Source organism: Pelomonas sp. Root1444 (genome assembly GCF_001426885.1).
Classification (GTDB): domain Bacteria; phylum Pseudomonadota; class Gammaproteobacteria; order Burkholderiales; family Burkholderiaceae_C; genus Pelomonas.
The window spans coordinates 991,216-1,010,053 of record NZ_LMFP01000028.1; the positions used below are offsets into that span (position 1 = coordinate 991,216).

The 18,838-nt window shown below is 68.9% G+C and carries 12 protein-coding genes and 1 pseudogene; 6 read left to right on the forward strand and 7 right to left on the reverse strand.

What is annotated here, in order from left to right; genetic code table 11:
- The 3 genes and pseudogenes from ASD35_RS27855 to ASD35_RS22235 all read right to left on the reverse strand — a co-directional run.
- Positions 1-240: pseudogene (locus tag ASD35_RS27855) on the reverse strand (hypothetical protein); the annotation flags it as partial.
- A 20-nt stretch (positions 241-260) separates the two neighbouring features.
- Positions 261-1,640, reverse strand: a complete 1,380-nt coding sequence (locus tag ASD35_RS22230) for an MFS transporter (protein ID WP_056877096.1) — start codon at positions 1,638-1,640, stop codon at positions 261-263.
- Between the two features lie 214 nt (positions 1,641-1,854).
- A complete protein-coding gene (locus ASD35_RS22235; protein ID WP_056877097.1) occupies positions 1,855-2,886 on the reverse strand; it encodes a LacI family DNA-binding transcriptional regulator in 1,032 nt (343 codons plus the stop codon).
- A 191-nt stretch (positions 2,887-3,077) separates the two neighbouring features.
- Between ASD35_RS22235 and ASD35_RS22240 the strand changes: the two genes are divergently transcribed.
- Both ASD35_RS22240 and ASD35_RS22245 read left to right on the forward strand, forming a co-directional pair.
- Entirely contained in the window at positions 3,078-4,001 is a 924-nt protein-coding gene (locus tag ASD35_RS22240) for a PfkB family carbohydrate kinase (RefSeq protein ID WP_056877098.1), read from the forward strand.
- 17 nt (positions 4,002-4,018) lie between these two features.
- On the forward strand, positions 4,019-5,404 hold the full coding sequence (locus ASD35_RS22245; protein WP_056877099.1) for a GH1 family beta-glucosidase: 1,386 nt from the start codon (positions 4,019-4,021) through the stop codon (positions 5,402-5,404).
- Positions 5,405-5,407: 3 nt separating this feature from the next.
- Here the strand turns inward: ASD35_RS22245 and ASD35_RS22250 are convergent, their stop codons facing one another.
- The 4 genes from ASD35_RS22250 to ASD35_RS22265 form a co-directional block, all read right to left on the reverse strand.
- Positions 5,408-6,940, reverse strand: a complete 1,533-nt coding sequence (locus ASD35_RS22250; RefSeq protein WP_056877100.1) for a tryptophan halogenase family protein — start codon at positions 6,938-6,940, stop codon at positions 5,408-5,410.
- A complete protein-coding gene (locus tag ASD35_RS22255; protein ID WP_056877101.1) occupies positions 6,940-8,478 on the reverse strand; it encodes a tryptophan halogenase family protein in 1,539 nt (512 codons plus the stop codon). The genes ASD35_RS22250 and ASD35_RS22255 overlap by 1 nt, the downstream gene beginning before the upstream one ends.
- A gap of 125 nt (positions 8,479-8,603) precedes the next feature.
- Entirely contained in the window at positions 8,604-11,762 is a 3,159-nt protein-coding gene (locus ASD35_RS22260; RefSeq protein WP_056877102.1) for a TonB-dependent receptor, read from the reverse strand.
- 147 nt (positions 11,763-11,909) lie between these two features.
- Positions 11,910-14,372, reverse strand: coding sequence for a glycoside hydrolase family 2 protein (locus ASD35_RS22265; RefSeq protein WP_056877103.1), 2,463 nt, complete (start codon positions 14,370-14,372; stop codon positions 11,910-11,912).
- A 210-nt stretch (positions 14,373-14,582) separates the two neighbouring features.
- Here ASD35_RS22265 and ASD35_RS22270 point away from each other — a divergent pair, with 210 nt between their 5' ends.
- The 4 genes from ASD35_RS22270 to ASD35_RS22285 are packed head-to-tail and all read left to right on the forward strand — an operon-like array spanning position 14,583 to position 18,831.
- Positions 14,583-15,815, forward strand: coding sequence for an extracellular solute-binding protein (locus ASD35_RS22270; protein WP_056877104.1), 1,233 nt, complete (start codon positions 14,583-14,585; stop codon positions 15,813-15,815).
- A gap of 5 nt (positions 15,816-15,820) precedes the next feature.
- Positions 15,821-16,711, forward strand: a complete 891-nt coding sequence (locus ASD35_RS22275) for a carbohydrate ABC transporter permease (RefSeq protein WP_235538426.1) — start codon at positions 15,821-15,823, stop codon at positions 16,709-16,711.
- Positions 16,708-17,586, forward strand: coding sequence for a carbohydrate ABC transporter permease (locus ASD35_RS22280; RefSeq protein WP_056877106.1), 879 nt, complete (start codon positions 16,708-16,710; stop codon positions 17,584-17,586). Before ASD35_RS22275 ends, ASD35_RS22280 begins: the two co-directional genes overlap by 4 nt.
- Before the next feature lie 9 nt (positions 17,587-17,595).
- Positions 17,596-18,831 carry an AGE family epimerase/isomerase gene (locus ASD35_RS22285; RefSeq protein WP_056877107.1) on the forward strand — a complete coding sequence of 412 codons (1,236 nt, stop codon included), beginning with the start codon at positions 17,596-17,598 and terminating at the stop codon, positions 18,829-18,831.
- Positions 18,832-18,838 lie beyond the last annotated feature (7 nt).

Consider the following 18,838-nt stretch of genomic DNA (forward strand, 5'->3'; position numbering starts at 1 on the left):
GGTGTAGCCGGCGGCCTTCATGCCGGAGGCCACCATCGCGTCCGCCTGCTGGCGGATCAGCTGCTCGCTGACGTTGCAGGCGAACTTGTTCCACGAGTTCCAGCCCATCGGCGGCGTGGGCGCGAGGTTGGGCTTGGGGGCGTCGAGCTTGAGGGTCTCGTGGCCGGCGGCCGAGGCCCCGGCGGCGAACAGGCAGGTGGACAGCGCCAGCAATGCGCGGCGCAACCAGATCGAGGTCATGGGGATCTCCTGGTAACGGGTCAGACGGCGCCGCGCCGGGCTTCAAGCTCAGCGCGGATTTCATGCATGCGCTTCTCGGTCAGGAAGTAGCGCGACACGACGACCAGCGCGATCAGCAGCCCCACGATGGGGATGCCCGAGAGGCAGAGACGGATCAGGAAGATGGCGTCTTCGCCCTGCACGGGCAGCTTGGCGTTGAAGCCCGTGAAAGCCAGCACCCAGCCCGAGGCGCTGTTGCCCATGGCCAGGCCGACCTTGCTGATCCACGAACCGCAGGCCGCGAACGAGCCCTCGCGGCGCTGACCGGTGGCGAGTTCGTCGTGGTCGATGACATCAGCCATGGCCGAGCCGTAGATGGTCCAGAAACCGGCGCCGATGAAGGCCACGCCGCCGCTGGCGAACAGCTGCAGCCAGGGCAGCTGTGGGTTGTAGAAGAACCAGTCGCCGATGAAGGCAACGATGCCCAGCCACAGCACGGTCATCAGCGCATTGCGCTTGCCGTAAGCCTTGGCCACCCAGCCCGCGAAGGCGATGCCGACGAGGCCGCTTACGAGGCCGGCCACGCCCATCAGCGAGTTCCATTTCGTGGCCGCCACGACGTCGCCGCCGCAGACGTAGTAGACGGTCGCGTAGTAGCCCAACAGGCCCACCATGGCCGTGGCCATGTTGTAGGTCAGCATAGTGCCCAGCATCAGCCGGAAGGGCTTGTTCTTCAGCGTGCGGTACAGCGTGTCCTTGAACGGCACGCGCTGGCGGCTTTGGGCGACGAAGCTCTCGTAGTAGCGCTCGCGCGTCAGCGAGAAGATGACGATGGCCAGCACCACCAGGATGCCGCCCAGGATGGCGGTGTAGACCTGGGCACCCAGCAGGATGTCGGGCTTGCCGCTGGCGTCGTGGAAGAAGTAGAGCGTCGTGAACTGCGCGGCGACGAACATGCCCAGCTCGGGAATCTTCTGGATCGCGTTCTTGATGGACATCACGCGCGTGCGCTCGTGGTAGCCCGGCGTGAGTTCGGCACCCAGGCTGTTCCAGGGCATCGCGAAGCAGCTCATGACCGGCGCGTAGAGGCAGGTCGAGACGAGCAGGAAGATGAAGTACTCGGTATCGCTCCAGCCCCGCCCGACGGCGAACAGCAGCGGCAGGCCGATGCCGGTCAGGATGCCGCCGACGAGGATGAAGGGGCGCCGGCGCCCCCAGCGGCTGCGGGTGTTGTCGGAGATCCAGCCGAACATTGCGTCGGACACCGCGTCCGCAAAGATCTTGATGCCCATGGCCATCGAGATCAGCTGCGGCGCCACGCCCAGGCCGATGTTGAAGACGTGGAAGACCAGGGACTGGTAGAGCCAGTGGCCCCACATGTCGTGGAAGGAGCCAAGGCCGAAGCCGACCTTCTGCGACATAGGCACGCGGTCGGCCGCGGCAGTGCCGGCTGGCGTGGGCGCCGCAGCGGCGGCCCCCGGACGAGGCATCAAAGGCGGGGCGGCCCCATCGGGATCGGCAATCACTCTGTCTCCTCGATCGCTGAATGCGATGTTTTAGTAAACAGAGAGATTTTGTTCGACACACGCCCGACCCGCAGGCGGTGCAAACACCTATGCGGCCACCCCGGCCGGTTCAGCGCCTGGCTTTACGCGCCGGTGCGGTGGGCGCGGACGTGGCAGCGCGCGAGCTCTCCCGGATGACGAGCTCCACCGGCAGCGAGGCTTCGCTCGGCTCGATGTCGCCCTCGATCAACGCCCGGGCGGCCACCAGGCCGAGGGCCTCCTTGTCCATCTTGACGGTGGACAGCGGCGGCTTGCTGTGCACCGCCTCCTCGATGTCGTCATAGCCGATGAAGCGGATGTCCTCCGGCACGCGCAGGCCGTGCTCGCGGCAGACCTCGATGCCGAAGATCGCCGTCGAGTCGTTGTAGGCGAACACGGCGTCGGGCCGCTCGGGCAGCGCGAGCAGCCGCTGCATCGCGTCGCGGCCGGCATCGCGGTACTCCAGCGCCGGGTCCAGCGTGACCTCGTAGTCGGGGTCGAAAAGGCGGCCGGCCTCGAAAAGCGCCCGCCTGAAGCCCTTGGCCCGCAGCGACACCGAATAGTGGGTCATCGGGCCGAAGATGGCTGCCACGCGCTGGGCACCACCGTCGAGCAGGTGCTTGGTGGCCAGCCAGGCACCCAGCTGGTTGTCGTCGTTGACGCAGCGCACGCCGGGATAGAAGTGGTCCACCAGCACAAGCGGCAGCTCGCAGCGGCGGATGGCCTCCATCGCCTCGGCAGCGAAGTAGCCCACGCCGAGCAAGGCATCGACCTCGTGGCGGCGCACCAGCCCGGCGATGTCCTCGCCGGCCTGCACAGACATCAAGCTGAGTGGCACGCCGGCCTCGCGGCAGGCGGTCTCGGCACCGTGCAGCACGTAGGAATAGAACGGGTTGCTGGCCAGCGAGCCGACATGCCGGCTGTAGAGGAACAGCATGCGGCGCGGCTTCCCGGTGCGCAGCTTGCCGACGTCGTAGCCCAGCTGCTGGGCAATCTCGAGCACCTGGCCGCGCGTCTGTTCCGACAAGCCCGGCTGGCCTTTCAGCGCGCGCGAGACGGTGCCGATGGACACGCCGGCCGCCTGGGCCAGCTCACGAATCGTCACGCCACGCTTGTCGGCCATCTGCCCGCACTCCGCTGTTGTTTAGCTTCAAAAAACCGGCGCGATTGTGCCTCGCCGCCATGGGCCACCCGCGCAGCACCCCGTTGCAGCGGCCTCGGCCGCCACCGCCCACCTGCATGCGGGATCGTCCTGCTTGCCGATTGTTCACTAAACATTTATTGTTGCCACGACTTTTTGCACTCCCAGTTCCGATGCCTCCCTGTTCCATCGCCGTCCTGGGCGAAGCCCTGGTGGACGAGTTCCATGACGGCCCGGTGGCCGGCGGCGCGCCCTTCAATGTCGCGCGCTCGCTGTCGGCGCTCGGCGTGCCGCCGCTGTTTGTCAGCCGCATCGGCGCCGACGACGCCGCCGGCCGCTTCGTGCTGGAAAGCGCGCGCCGCTACGGCTTGGCCGAGCAAGGCCTGCAGCGCGACACCGGCCACGCGACCGGCCGCGTCAGCGTCCATGAGCGGGCCGGTGGCGGGCACAGTTTCGAGATCCACGCCGATGCGGCATGGGACCACCTCGACGTTCGCCCCGCCCACGCCGCGCTTGCGGCCGCCGGCGCTTCGTTCCTCTACTTCGGCAGCCTGGCCCAGCGCCACGCCGTCTCGCGCGCCGCGCTGCGCGCCCTGGCCAAGCCCTTTGGCGGGCTGCGCCTGCTGGACCTGAACCTGCGCCCGGGCACCGACACGCCGCAGCTCGCCGGCGAGTCGCTGATGCTGGCCGACTGGGTCAAGGTCAACGACGAGGAACTGGCCCGGCTGGCCGGGTGGTTCGACGCCGGCGAGGACGAGGCCGCCCAGGTGGCCGCGCTGATGGGTCGCTTCGCACTGCAGCGGCTGGTGCTGACCTGCGGCGCCGCGGGCTGGCGCCTGTACGGCCCGGGCGGCGAGCGGCTGGCCCACGGGCCGGGCGAACCGCAGCCGCAACTCGTCGACACCGTCGGCGCGGGCGACGCCTTCACCGCGATGCTGCTCGCCGGCCTGGCCCGGCAGCGCGACCTGCCCGCCACGCTGGCGCTGGCGAACCGCTACGCCTCCTTCATCTGCGGCCTGCGCGGCCCCTTGCCCGCCAGCCCGCAAGCGCTGGCCCCCTGGCGCGACGCACTGCAGGCGCTGCCGCCCTCCCCTTGACTCTCCAACCTCACGACATGGCCTTGACCACCTCCACCGCCGCCTCGCTCGCCGACCTCGTCGCCCCGCCCGCGGGCTCGCCCATGCACCGGCGCGACTTCCTCTTCGGCGCCGGCACCTCGTCCTACCAGATCGAGGGCGCCGCGCATGAAGACGGCCGGCTCGAATCGATCTGGGACCGCTTCTGCGCCACGCCCGGCAAGGTGCTGCGCGGCGAGAACGGCGACGTGGCCTGCGACCACTACCACCGCTTCGAGGAAGACCTCGACATCCTCCAGCGCCTGGGCGTGGACGCCTACCGCTTCTCCATCGCCTGGCCGCGCGTGATGGGCCAGGCCGGCCAGCCCAACGCGAAGGGCATCGACTTCTACAAGCGCCTGCTCGACGGGCTGGGGCAGCGCGGCATCAAGGCCTTCGTCACGCTGTACCACTGGGACCTGCCCCAGCACCTGGAAGACCGCGGCGGCTGGCTGAACCGCGACACGGCCTACCGCTTCGCCGACTACGCCGACCTGATGAGCCGCGAGCTGGGCGGCGGCCGCGTGGCCGCCTGGACGACGCACAACGAGCCATGGTGCTCCGCCTACCTGGGCTACGGCGACGGCCACCATGCGCCCGGCCTCAAGAGCCACCGCTGGGCCGCGCAAGCCATGCACCACCTGCTGCTGGGCCACGGCCTGGCGCTGCCGGCGCTGCGCGCCAACGACCCGAACGCGCTGCACGGCATCGTCGCCAACTGCGCACCGGGCTATGCCGACACCGATTCGGCAGCGGACCGCGATGCGGCGTCCCTCTTCGAGACCTTCCAGAACCGCTGGGTGCTGGACCCGCTGCTCAAGGGCGAATACCCGGCCGACCTGTGGCGGCTGTGGAAAGGCTGCGAGCCGCTGGTGCTGGACGGCGACATGGCCGTCATCCAGCGCCCCATCGACTACCTCGGCATCAACTTCTACAGCCGCGCCGTGCTGCGCTCCAAGGGGCCGGACACCATCGACTGGGTGCGCCACCCCGATGTCGAGCGCACGACGATGGACTGGGAGGTCTACCCGCAAGGCCTGCAGGACCTGTTCGAAGCCTTCAAGCGCGACTACCCCAACCTGCCACCGCTCTACGTCACCGAGAACGGCATGTCCAGCGACGACAGCGTCAACGTTGGCGTGGTGGACGACGTGCAGCGCCAGTCCTACATCAAGCGCCATTTCGCGGCCTGCTCGCGCGCGATGGCCAACGGCGTGGATGTGCGGGGCTACTTCATCTGGTCGCTCATGGACAACTTCGAATGGGCCTTCGGCTACGAGCGCCGCTTCGGCCTCGTGCATGTGGACTTCCAGACGCAGCAGCGCACGCTCAAGCGCAGTGCGCTGGCGTATGCGGATTTCCTGCGGGAACGCGCGGGGCGCTGAGCTTCAGCGTGTGCCCACCAGGCGGCTCAGATAGGCCGCGTGGTCGGGCATGCCTTCCACCGTCTTCGAGATGGCCATGTGCAGGCGCTTGAAGTGCTCGCGCAGTGGCTGCTCGTCCACCTGCGCCAGCAGCGGGTCCAGCGCTTCGGGCTTCATGCCCAGACCCAGGTAGAGCGAGTACCAGGAGTCCTCGCCGAAGCTGTCCCGGTCCAGGATGACGACGCGGCCGTTGCGGCGGAAATTGTCGATCTGGTGGGCCAGCGTGTCCGGGATGGGCATGGCCGCGCAGTAGCGCCAGAGCTCGCTGTCGTCGCGCTCGGTCTGCTTGTAGTGCAGGATGATGAAGTCGCGGATGGACTCGTACTGCCGCGTCATGCGGCGGTTGTATTCGTCCACCAGATGCGGCTCGCACTGGCGGTCCGGGAACAGTTCAACCAGGGCACTGACCCCGTGGATGACGAGCGACAGGCTGGTCGATTCCAGCGGCTCCAGGAAGCCCGACGACAGGCCGACGGACACGACGTTCTTCTCCCAGATGCGCTTGCGCATGCCGGTCTTGAAGCGCAGCTGGCGCGGGTCGCCCTGCGGTGCCCCGTCCAGGTTCTGCATCAGCACCCGGCCGGCTTCCTCGTCGCTGATGTAGCTGCTGCAGTAGACATGGCCGTTGCCGGTGCGGTGCTGCAGCGGGATGCGCCACTGCCAGCCCGCGCTGCGCGCCGTGGACGTCGTGTACGGTGTCAGCGGCAGCACCTTGTCGCAGGGCACGGCCTGGGCGCTGTCGCAGGGTAGCCAGTGCGTCCAGTCGTGATACCCGGCCTTCATGACACCTTCGATCAGCAGCGCGCGAAAGCCCGAGCAGTCGATGAACAAATCGCCCTCGATGCGCCGGCCGTCAGCCAGCGTCACCGCCGTCACGAAACCGTCGCCGGGTCGCAGCGACACGTCGACGATGGTGCCCTCCTCGCGCTTCACGCCACGTGCCAGCGCGTAGTCGCGCAGGAAGTTCGCGTACAGGCCGGCGTCGAAGTGGAAGGCATAGGAATACGCGTTGGCGGCCGACGGCGGACCGCCCTCGGGCGGCACGAAGCGGTCGCGCTGCGCCATCACGGTCGCGGTCGACCATTCCTCGTAGCTGGGCATGCCGCCCGCGCGGTTCAACCGCATCCAGTGCGCCACCGACGAGCGGTTGAGGATGGGTGGCCCGAAGCCGCCGAAGCCGTGGAAGAAGCGGTTGCCGACATGGCCCCAGTCCTTGAACTCGATGCCCAGCTTGAAGCTCGCCTGGGTCTTGCGCATGAACTCGGCGTTATCCAACTCGAGCGCGTCGTTGTAGTGGCGAATGCTGGGCAACGTGGCCTCGCCGACACCCACGGTGCCGATGTCGGCCGACTCGACCAGCACGATCTCGCAGCCCACCGGGTTGGCGCTCCCGCCCGGCTGTGTGCCGAACACCTGGCTGAGCGGCGCGGCGGTCATCCAGCCGGCGCTGCCGCCACCGACGATGACGATGCGGCGGATGGCTTGATCGTTGTTCATCACTTGACCATCTCCATGGGCGCAGCGCGAAGGTGTTTTTCGATGAAGGCACCATGGTCGGGCATGTCGTCCACGGTCCCGGAGATGGCCGCGCGCAGGCGCTCGAAGTGCGTGCGCAGCGCCTGCTCGTCGACCTGAGCGAGCAGCGGGTCGTGGCGCTGCGGCCAGCAGCCCAGGCCCAGGAACAGCGACACCCAGGAGGGTTCGGCGAAGCTGTCGGGGTCCAGGATGGCCACCCGCCCGCTGCGCCGGAAGATCTCGATCTGGTGCTTCAGGTCGTCCGGAATGGACATGGCGGCGCAGTAGCGCCAGAACTCGCTGTCGTCGCGCTTCGTCAGCTTGTAGTGCAGCACGATGAAGTCGCGGATGGACTCGTACTGCCGCGCCATGCGGCGGTTGTACTCGGCCGCGAGATGGACATCGCAGCGGCGGTCGGGGAATAGTTCGATCAGGCGACCGACGCCGTCCATGATGAGCTGGATGCTGGTGGACTCCAGCGGCTCCAGGAAACCCGACGACAGGCCGATGGCGACGACGTTCCTGTCCCAGGCCTTCTTGCGCATGCCTGTCTTGAAGCGCAGCTGCCGCGGGTCCGCTTGTGCGGCGCCATCCAGGTTGCGCATCAGCACCTGACCGGCCTCCTGGTCGCTGGTGTAGGCGCTGCAGTACACGTGGCCGTTGCCGGTGCGGTGCTGCAGCGGGATGCGCCATTGCCAGCCCGCGCTGCGCGCCGTGGACGTGGTGTACGGCGTCAGCGGTGCCACCTTGTCGCAGGGCACGGCCTGGGCGCTGTCGCAGGGCAGCCAGTGCGTCCAGTCGTGATAGCCGGCCTTGCAAACGCCCTCGATCAGCAGCGCGCGAAAGCCCGAGCAGTCGATGAACAGGTCGCCCTCGATGCGCCGGCCGTCGGCCAGCGTCACCGCCGTCACGAAGCCGTCGCCGGGCCGCACGGACACGTCGACGATGGTGCCCTCCTCGCGCTTGACGCCGCGCGCCATCGCGTACTCGCGCAGGAAGGCCGCATACAGGCCCGCGTCGAAATGGAAGGCGTAGGAATAGGCGTTGGCGGCCGAAGGCAGGTCGCCCTCGGGAGGCACGAAGCGGTTGCGCCGCGCCATCACGGTGGCGGTGGACCATTCCTCGTGGCTGTCCATGCCGCCGAGATGGTGCAGGCGCAGCCAGTGCATGACCGACGAGCGGTTCAGGATGGCCGGGCCGAACTCGCCGAAGCCGTGGAAGAAGTGGTTGCCGAGGTGGCCCCAGTCCTTGAACTCGATGCCCAGCTTGAACGTCGCCTGGGTCTTGCGGATGAACTCGGCGTTGTCGAGTTCCAGCGTGCGGTTGTAGTAGCGGATGGTGGGCAGCGTGGCCTCGCCGACGCCCACGGTGCCGATCTCGGGCGACTCGACCAGCACGATCTCGCAGCGGGCCGCATGCTCGCCGCGGCCCATCAGCTGGCCCAGCGGTGCCGCCGTCATCCAACCCGCCGTGCCGCCGCCCACAATCACGACGCGGCGGATGGCTTGGTCGTCACTCATGCGCTGTCTCTCCGGGTGGCGCCCTGTGCCGGGCGCTGATTTCTGTCTGTGCACACTAACCCAAAAAAAAGGCCCGGCGCCGCAGCGCCAGGCCCGTGTGCGGCCGGGATAAACCCGGCTGTCCATCAGTACGTCAGACGTGCCGACACGGTGTAGCGCGGGCCCGAGGCGAACCAGCTGCGGCCCATCATGCCGATGTGCTGCTGCATGAGCTGCTTGTAGACCGAGTCGGTCAGGTTCTGCCCTTCGAACGCAAACGTCAGCTTGTCCGTGAACCGGTACTGCACGCCCAGGTCGAGCTGGCCGAAATCAGCCGTCCAGATGGGCAGGCCCAGCGGCATGTTGTTGCGTCCGAACTGCGGGCTGTCCGGGTTGGCATTCAGGCCGTTGGTCTGGTTCGGGCCGGTGTTGTCCGGGAAGGCCACGCCATTGAGGTACTTGCCGCGCCATGCGTAGGCCACGCGCGCCGAGATCGGGCCGTGGTCGTACAGCAGCGCCAGGTTGTAGGCCTTGCGCGACAGGTTGGGCAGCGGCAGCGCGCCGTAGGACTGGGCGTTCGTGTCACAGCCGTTGACGAACAGGTTCAGGTTGGTCCCATCCGCCGTGCTGCTGCACCATTCCGAAGCCACGGAGTTGTAGCGCGTTTGCCGGCTGTCCACGTAGGTGAAGTTGGCCTGCACTCCCAGGCCGGCCAGCAAGCCCGGCAGCCCGTTGAAGTAGTGCTGCACGGCCAGTTCCACGCCACGCGCCCAGCCCTTGGCGCCGTTGACCTTCGTCGAGTAGGCGAAGTCATAGGACTTGCCCGTCGTGTCGGCGGCCTGGACGATGTCCGTCTGGTTGACGATCACGTCCTTGAGCCGCTTGTTGAAGGCCGCCACCGTGACCGAGCTGGCCTTGTCCAGGTACCACTCGGCCGACAGGTCGAACTGGTCCGACTTGACCGGCTTGAGCATCGGGTTGCCCAGCGCCGAACCTCGGTTGCGCAGGTCGTCGATGAACACCGTGCGCGTCTCTGGCGTGGTGCCCGTGGCCGGGGTGACCACCGTGCGCAGGTTGGCCGAACCGGCCAGCAGCTGCAGGTTGGGCTGCAGGTCGCTGAAGTCCGGCCGGGCGACCGCCTTGGCGAACGCGAAGCGGAGCTGCATCTTGTCGTTGAGCTTCCAGCGCAGGTTCAGGCTCGGCAGCACATTGGTGTACTTGTTCTCCAGCGCAATGGGCTCCAGGAAGCTCGTGAACGCGGGGATGGTGCCCTGCAGCGCGCCGGACGGCACGTTGGTGGCGGTGTAGGTCAGCGACTTGTAGCCCGTCGTGACGTAGTCCGTCTCCACCACGCGCAAGCCCACGTTGCCATCGACCGGCACGTTCCACTCGTCGAAGCCGAAGCGCAACTGCGTGTAGATCGTCTTGGTCTTCTCGTGCTGCTTGTTGCTGTTGGGCGAGCTCTCGTCGAACGGAATCGGCGTCCATGAGGCTGGGCAGTTGGGCGTGGCCGCCGGGTTCTTCTGCAGCGCGTACTCCGTGCACAGCGTGTTGTAGTAGCTGTGCAGCGTGGCGTAGGAATCCGGGTAGTTCGCCGCCACGGCCATCTTCGGCAGCACCAGCGAAGCGACCTGGTTCTTGCCGTTCATGAAGTTGTTGAACTGCTTGACCTGCGTCTCACCACCGAAGCGGGACAGGTAGGCCAGCGACCGGATCGGGTGCCAGTCCCAGCTCTGGTCGCGCGCGCCCGGATCGAACTCCGCGGACTGCCAGCTCTGGGTCACGGCCTTCCAGTTGTAGCTGGGGTTGCTCACCTGGTTGTTGGTGTCCCGGTCCGTCAGCCGCAGGCCCACGCGGATGTCGTGCAGCACCGGATGGTCGAACGAGTACTTCACGTCGCCCTTCCAGGCCTTCTGGGTCGCCCGGCTCTTGTCCAGGTGCTCCATCGTGAAGCCCCAGTAGTACTTGGACGGGTCGGCCAGGTAGGCCCGGTCCGTGTCGTCCAGGATCAGCCGCGGCATGCCGCCCGAGAAGTCCACGGTTTCCTTGGGCATGTTGATGCCGGTGGCGACCGTGGAGTCGATGGCGTTGGTGGTCGACTCGATGAACTGGAAGTCGTTGGCAATGCGCAGCGCGGGCGTCGGCGTCCAGACCAGGTTGAACGCGGTTTCCTTGGTCTGCGAATTGCGCTTGGAGAAGCGCGTGTTGGCATTGAACGGGATGCCGTTGTGGCCCGGATCGGTGATCGTGCCGGTCAGCAGCGCGCCGTTGCTGCCCCACGTGGCGTCGGCCGACACGAGGGACGTGTACGGATCGGCCTGGCTGTCGATGGAGCTTTCATCCCAGTAGAAGTTGTACTTGGACCGGAAGTGCGTCAGCGACGCCTCCAGGTTGTCCTTCTTCCACTGGCCGGCGAGGTAGGTGCCCTGGCGCTTGCGGTCGTAAGCCAGCGTGCGCCAGCCCAGCGCCTTCGGGAACCAGTGGTTGCCCGGCAACGCACGGTAGTAGTTGTTGTTGTCGCCGTCGGTCTTGCCCGGCCAGCGTTCGACGGCGAGGAAGTACGGGTCGACGAACATGCCGTCGGTGCGCGTGTTGCTCTTGGAGTTCGCCACGTGCAAGAGCAGGCCGACCTTGCCGATGTCGGTATTCCAGGTGTTGGACAGCAAGCCCGACACCGTCGGCTTGCTGCTGTCCGCCAGCTGGTTCTTCGTCATCGAAACGCCCAGCGCGCTCTTGAAGCCGTTGTAGTCGAACGGCAGCGCCGTGCGCAGGTTCACCAGGCCGCCGATGGCGCCTTCGATCTGCTCGGCCGAGGGGTTCTTGTAGACGTCGACGCCGGCCATCAGCTCGGGCGGCACGTCCTCGAAGCTCAGGCCGCGCCCGCCGTTGGCCGAGAAGCTCTCACGCCCGTTGAGCTGCGACGACACGTAGGTCAGGCCGCGGATGAGCACGCCGGAACCTTCGACCGAGTACCGGCCCGGGTCACCACGCGCCATCACGCGGTCCATCGTCACGCCGACGATGCGCTGCAGCACCTCGCTGACGGAGCGGTCCGGCAGTTTGCCGATGTCGTCGGCGACGATGGAGTCGACGATCTCATCGGCGTTCTGTTTGATCTTCTGCGCCGACTGCAGGGCAGCGCGCTGCCCCGAGACGATGACAGTCTCCAACTGTTGGGCGCCGCCAGCGGCTCCCGAGGCGGCCGCCGCCGGGGGCGCTGCCGTCTGTGCCATGGCGGGCGCCGACCAGACCATCACGGCCTGCAGCGCTGCCAGGGACAACGTTGTCCTTTTGAAATGTCTCATCCTCGTTGCTCCTCTTCGGTGGGAATCACGGGCCCTTTCAGGCCTCGTTCGGTGGCCGCGGGCTTGGCGCCGCAACCTTTCTGATAACGCTAACGAATGCCACCCCTTCAGGTATTGGGGCATTCATGGATTTGTCACACCTCCTTGCTATAGCCACGCCATGCGACTCGGCTCATCCAATGCCACAACCTGCAATGCCTCTGGCAGCCGCCCTGCCGCGCCGATGCGCCGCGGCGCCCCGGGAACGAGATCGATGAAGTTGTCGGCCAGCACGGCGCCGTCCGCCTGCAGCCACAGGCCCTTGACGGGCCGGTCGGTGCTCAGGGACAGGCCGGCACCGCTGCGCTCTATGACGATGCGGGCGCCGCCGAGGCGGTAGAACTTGAAGGGCTCGGTCCAGGCGCAGTCGCGTGCGAGTTCGCGGCCGTCTGGGTCCAGTGCACGCAGCTCGGCAACGACCGGCTCGTCGACCACCGGCAGCGCCAGCGTCGCCTCGACCGACGTCGACGCCGGCACGTCGCGCGCCATGCGGCCGTCGGCGAGCTCCCGCCCGTCCATCGCGAACACGCGCAGTTGCAGCACCACCGCCTGCGCGGCGAGCGCGCCGTTCATGACGGCGAGCCGGGCCTGCCCCGCCTCCAACCGCACAGCCACCGCCAGCGGCGCCATCGCGCGGCGCACCGCATGCCAGGCCGGCTTGACGGTGCCGGCCGAATCGATCAACGCCCAGCTCGTCACCGGCCAGCAGTCGTTGAGCTGCCAGACCAGCGCGCCACCCACGGCGCGTGCGCCGGGCTGCTGCCAGCGGCGGCGGAAGTCCTGGTAGGCCACGCGCATGGCCTCGGCCTGTACGAACTGCGTCGCGTAGACATGCTCGGCCAGCGTCGGTCCGACGCGCAGGTTGTCGGCCAGGTAGACGGCCAGGCGGCGGTGCCCGTCCGGCCCGCTGGCCGAGCCGGCCTTGTTGTGCCACTGCACGGTGCGGCTCTCGGGGAAGCGCTCCTCCTCGGGCAGCACCGACTCGAACAAGGCCAGCGACGGGTGCGACTGCATGCCGAACTCGCTGACGAAGCGCGCCTGCACCTGGCCATAGCTTTGGTAGGGCAGCATCTGCTGGTGCCAGACCTCCCAGCTGTGGCGGTCGCCGACGGTCACGTCGGAGGACTTCGCGTCGCCCGGCGTCCACGGGCTGCCAGGCCAGTAGGCGCGGTCCGGGTCCAGCGCTGCGCAGACCTCGGGCAGCAGGCCCTCGTAGATGGCGCGCGCCTCGAAGCGCTCGGCCGGCACGCCGGGGCCAGCCAGGCCCACCGACTCGGCCAGCATGTAGTCCTCGTTGTTGCCGCACCAGAGCGCGAGGCAGGCGTGGTGGCGCAGCCGCTTGACGGCCGCCTGCGCCTCGGCGCGCACGCTGGCCTGGAACCCGGCATGCGCCGGATACAGGCCGCAGGCGAACATGAAGTCCTGCCAGACGAGGATGCCCAGTTCGTCGCAGGCCTCGTAGAAGGCCTCGTGCTCGTAGATGCCGCCGCCCCAGACGCGCAGCATGTTCATGTTCGCGGCCGCCGCCTGCGCAATGCGCTCGCGGTAGCGCGCCGGCGTGATGCGCTCCAGCAGGCTGTCGTCCGGAATCCAGTTGGCCCCGCCGGCAAACAGCGCCTGGCCGTTGACCTCGAAATGGAAGCTGCTGCCCGCCTCGCCCTGCACCGGCTCCTGCACCAGGCGCAGCGTGCGCAGGCCGATGCGCTGGCGCTGCTCGGCCAGCACCTGCGTGCCGTCCAGCACGCGCACGACCAGCGTGTAAAGCGGCTGCGCGCCCAGGCCCAGCGGCCACCACAGCCGCGCGTCGACCACGTCCAGCCGGGCCTGCGCCACACCGGCCGCGACCGTCTGCGCCGCGACGCTGCGGCCCTCCGGGTCCAGCAGTTCGATGCTCAGTTGCTGGCCGGCGCCCACGATCTCGACCGCGACCTGAAGCGTCGCGTGCCGCGCAGCCACGTCGACCTCGCTGCGGCAATGCACATCGGCGATGCGCGCCGCCCAGCTGTGCCGGCGCACCGGCCGCCAGGGGCCGCTGACGAGCAGCTCCGGGCCCCAGTCCCAGCCAAAGTGGTATTGCGCCTTGCGGGCATACAGGCGCGCGCTGTCGCCATTCCAGAGCTGGCGCTTACCGTGGACGGCCTCGGGCTCGCGGGCGCGGGCCAGCGGCGGGTCGAAGCGCAGCAGCAGCTCGTTGCGACCGGGCTTGAGCAGTTCACGCACGTCCACGCGGCGCGGCACGAACATGTTGTCGGATTCGAACAGCCGCACGCCGTTGAGCCAGGCGGTGCAGTAAGTGTCCAGGCCCTCGAAGACCAGCTCCTCGTGCGACGCCAGCTCGCCCACGTCGAAGCCGAGCCTCCAGGCCCAGCTGCGCTCGCCGACCCAGCGCAGCTGCGTCTCGTTGCGGCCATAGAAGGGGTCGGGCACGCGCCCCGCCGCCAGCAAGGCGCCATGGGCGGAGCCGGGCACGGCGGCCGGCAGCCAGGCGTCCTGCGGCAGCGCAGCCAGCGCCGGCCAGTCCGCGCCATGCGGCGCCTCGGCCAGTTGCCAGCCGTCGTGAAGGTCGATCAAACGTTCGGGAATCACTGCGCTGAGATCCTCAGCGGCCCGCCGGTGGCGCCGCTAAACATGAATTTGTTGCGCATTCTGTTTCTCCGACAGATCGGACACGATCAGGGATAGCACCGATGAAACAACGCCGCCGATCGGCATTGCCGCAGCCGGCAATCTGCGGATAATCCCTGTCGTTTACTAAACATCAAGCGCGTATCCCTGGTCGCCGTGAGCCCTGCATCCCTGAAGCTCGCCATTCCGCTGCTGCTGGCCGCAGGCTGCGGCCCGGCGCTGGCCGCGCATCTGGTGATCTGGATGGTGGGCGACGACAAGACGCCGCGCCTGATGCAGCCGGCCGTCGAGGCCTACCGCGCCCGCCACCCCGACGTCACCGTCGAGGTGCGCGACGTGCCCTGGGCCGATGCGATGACCAAGTACTCGGCCGCGCTGGCCAGCCGGCGCGGGCCCGACCTGATCACCGGCAGCACCTCCTACGCGATCTCGCTCGGCGCCAAGGGTGCCCTCGTCGACCTGAACCAGGCCGCCCCCGAACTGGCGCGCGAGCTGGAACGGCACGCCAACCCCGGCGCGCTGGCCGCCATCCGCCGGCCCGACGGCGCGTTGCACGGCGCGCCGTTCGACATGCACGTGCAGCTGCAGTACTACCGCAGCGATCTGCTGCGCGAAGCCCCGGCCACCTGGGACGGCTTCATCACCACCGCCCAGGTGTTGCGCGCGCAAGGCCACGGCTACGCGCAGCAATGGGGCAACACCAGCTGGCTGGGCTTCTACCCCTACCTGCGCCAGGCCGGCGGCGCGGTGTACGACGCCACCTGCAGCCGCGCCGTCATCGACAGCCCCGAGGCCGTGCGCGCGCTGACCTACTACGCGCGCCTGTACCGCGAGCTGAAGGCCCCGACCGACGGCTGGCCGGATGCCGACGGCGGCCTGGAGAGCGGTGCCTACGGGCTGATGCAATCCGGCACCTGGCTGCTGTCGCGCCTGGACATGACGCACAAGGGCCTGGTCGGCAAATGGGCCGCCGCGCCGCTCCCCGTCGGCCCGACCGGCAAACGCACGGCGGTGCTGGGCGGCACGGTGCTGGCCGTCATGCGCTTCTCGCCCAACCGCGCGCTGGCGCTGGACTTCATGCGCAGCCTCTATCAGCCCGAGACCACGCGCCGCATGGCCGAGGCCGCCCTGCAGTACGGCGGCATGTGGCTGCCATCCGGCCGGCAGGACCAGATCGCCGCGCTGCCCCTGCCCCACCGCCAGGCCTTGCTGGACCAGCTCGCCGATGCCGAAGGCCCGCCGCCCTGCCCGGCCTGGATGCGGCAGGACTACATCGTGACCCGCGCCGTGCAGCGCGTCGTGCTGGCCGGCGCCGACCCGCAGGCCGAACTGAGCCGCGCGGCGGCCGTCATGAACCGCGCGCTCGCCGTGCAGGGGAAGCAGCGATGAGGCCAATGAGGCCGACCTGGCGCCGCCATGGTCGCGACATGTTGCTGGTCGCGCCCTTCTTCGCGCTCTTCGGCCTGTTCGGCGTCTGGCCCGTGCTGCGCTCGGCCTGGCTGAGCTTCACCGACTATCACGCCACCGACGACCCGGCCTGGGTCGGCACGCGCAACTACGCCGAGCTGTTTGCCGACGAGCGCTTCTGGCAGGCGCTCGGCAACACCGCCACCTACATGGCCTCGGTGTCGGTCATCGCCGTCGTGCTGGGCCTGGTGCTGGCGCTGAATTTCGGCAGCAACTCGCGCCTGCACCAGTGCGTGCGCGTCGCCTTCTTCCTGCCCGCGGTCGCCGGCGGCGTGGGCGCCATCTCGGCCTGGAAGTGGCTGGCCAACTCCGAGGCCTACGGCTTCTTCAACAGCCTCCGCGCCGCCCTGGGCCTGGAGCCGGCGCGCTTTCTCGGCGACCCGCAATGGACGATGCCGGTGCTGGTGCTGGTCGGCGTCTGGTCGGTGCTGGGCTACAACCTCATCATCTTCGTCGCCGGCCTGCGCGCGATTCCGCAGGAGCTGTACCAGGCGGCGCGGCTGGACGGCGCCTCGCGCTGGCAGCAGCTGCTGCACATCACGCTGCCCAACCTGCGGCCGACGCTGGTCTACGTCAGCGTGACCGGCATGGTGGCGAGCTTCCAGGTCTTCTACGAGCCCTACCTGCTCTACGGCGCCGTGGACACCCTGGGCGGCCCGCTGGACTCGGCGCTGATGCTGGTCACCTACCTGTTCGACCGGGGCTTCCGCCAACTCGACCTGGGCCTGGCGTCGGCCGCGGCCTGGGTGATGACGACGCTGCTGTTCGGCCTGACCTGGTTGAACCTGCGCTTCATTGGCAAGGAGGAACGGCGATGAAATGGCGCACCCTGCTGCGCGCGCCGCTGTGGCTGCTGGTGCCGGCCATGCTGCTGCCCTACTACTGGATGGCCATCGGCGCCTTCAAGACGGTGGGCGAGCTGCTGCGCCAGCCTCCCACGCTGCTGCCCGACGCGCCGACATGGCGCAACTTCTTCAACCCCGACTGGGCCGGCACGACGGCCGACCCCGACAAGCTGGCCGGCATCCTGCAGGTGTCCGTCGAGGGCCATGGCTTCCTGCGCTTTTATGCCAACAGCCTGCTCGTCACCGTCGTCGTCACGGCGGTCAGCCTGCTGGCCGCGTCGCTGGTCGCCTTCGTGCTGACCAAGCGGCCCTTCCCGGGCAGCCGCTGGCTGTTCCGCCTGCTGCTGGTGTCGATGATGGTGCCGTGGGAGGTGACCATCGTGCCCAACTTCGTCACCGTCGCGCAGCTGGGCTGGATCAACAGCTACGCCGCGCTGCTGGTGCCGGGCCTGGCCAAGGCCTTCGTCGTCTTCTACTTCCGCCAGGCCATGCTGTCGGTGCCGGACGAACTCGTCGCCGCCGCCACGCTGGACGGTGCCGGCACGCTGCGGATCTGGTGGAGCGTCGTGCTGCCGCTGCTGCGGCCGGCACTGGCCGCCATCGCCATTCCCGTGGCGGTGGCCGAATGGAACAACTTCCTGTGGCCGCTGCTGGTCGTGCACGACGCCGCCACGCTGACCCTGCCCCTGCAACTCGGCAAGATGGCCGCCGACCTCAGCTTCAACCCGCAGTCGGCCGCCGTGCTGATGGCGGGATCGCTGCTCGCGTCGCTGCCGGCCGTGGTGCTTTTCCTGATCTTCCAGCGCCAGTTCGTGGCCGGCCTCGGTGCCGGCGCCACCAAGGGCTGATCCCTTCGCATGCATCCAGAGATTCCCGACTTCAACCAGGCCGAGCCGCGCTCGCAATGGGCCGCGCGCTGGCGCGACGAACTGACCTTGAACGTGCTGCCCTGGTGGCAGCGCCAGATCTTCGACGCCGAAGGCCGCGTGCTCGGCGCGCGCGGCAATGACGGCCAGCCGCGCGAGGCGCCGCGCAGCGCCGTGCTCGGCACGCGGCTGCTGTGGGCCTTCGCCAGCGCCCAGCACCGCCTGGGCGCCACCGCCGAAGGCGGGCGCGCCGCGCACCGCGCCTGGGCCTGGCTCAACCAGGCGCTGATCGACCCGGTCGACGGCGGCGTGTTCTGGTCCGTCGACGGCGACGGCCGGCCGCTGCAGACCCACAAGCAGACCTACGCGCAGGCCTTTGCGATCTACGCGCTGTGCGCCTGCCACGCATGGCAGGCGAAGGACGATTCGCCGGCGCTGCGCCAGGCGCTCGGCTTCTTCGAGCTGCTGCAGGCCCATGCCTTCGACCCGGCGGACGGTGGCTGCTGGGAAGGCCGCATGCGCGACTGGCGCCCGCTGGCCAGCGCCCGCCTGTCCGACAAGGAGCCGCCCGCGCCCAAGACCATGAACACGATGCTGCACGTGCTGGAGGCGCTGACCGAGCTGCTGCGCCACCACCGCGTGCCCGCCGTCGAGGCGCGGCTGCGCGAGCTGCTGGCGCTTTTCCTCGACAGGATCTGGCTGCCCGGCCAGGCCTGTTTCGGCCTGTACTTCAGCGCCGACTGGCGCGTGCTGACGCCCGACGTCTCCTGGGGCCACGACATCGAGACCGCCTGGCTGCTGGTGCGCGCGGCCGACGTGCTGGCCGATGCGGCCCTGCAGGCGCGCACCCGCACGCTGGCCGTGCAGGTGGCCGACGCGGTGCTGGCGCGCGGCGTGGCCCCGGACGGCAGCGTGCTGGGCGAGGGCCGCTTCGACGGCAGCGTGACCGACGAGCGCCGCCACTGGTGGTGCCAGGCCGAGGCCGTCGTCGGCTTCTGGGACGCCTGGCAGTGGGGCGGCGACCCGCGCCACGCCCAAGCCGCCTGGCGCGCCTGGCGCTACATCGACCGGCATCATGTCGACCGCGCGGGCGGCGACTGGTTCAAGACCCTCGACCCCCAGGGCCGGCCGCTGGACAGCGTGCCCAAGGCCGGCCCCTGGGAGTGCCCCTACCACCACGTCCGCGCCGGGCTCGAAATGATCGAGCGCCTGGCCCCCGCAACATGAAGCACTG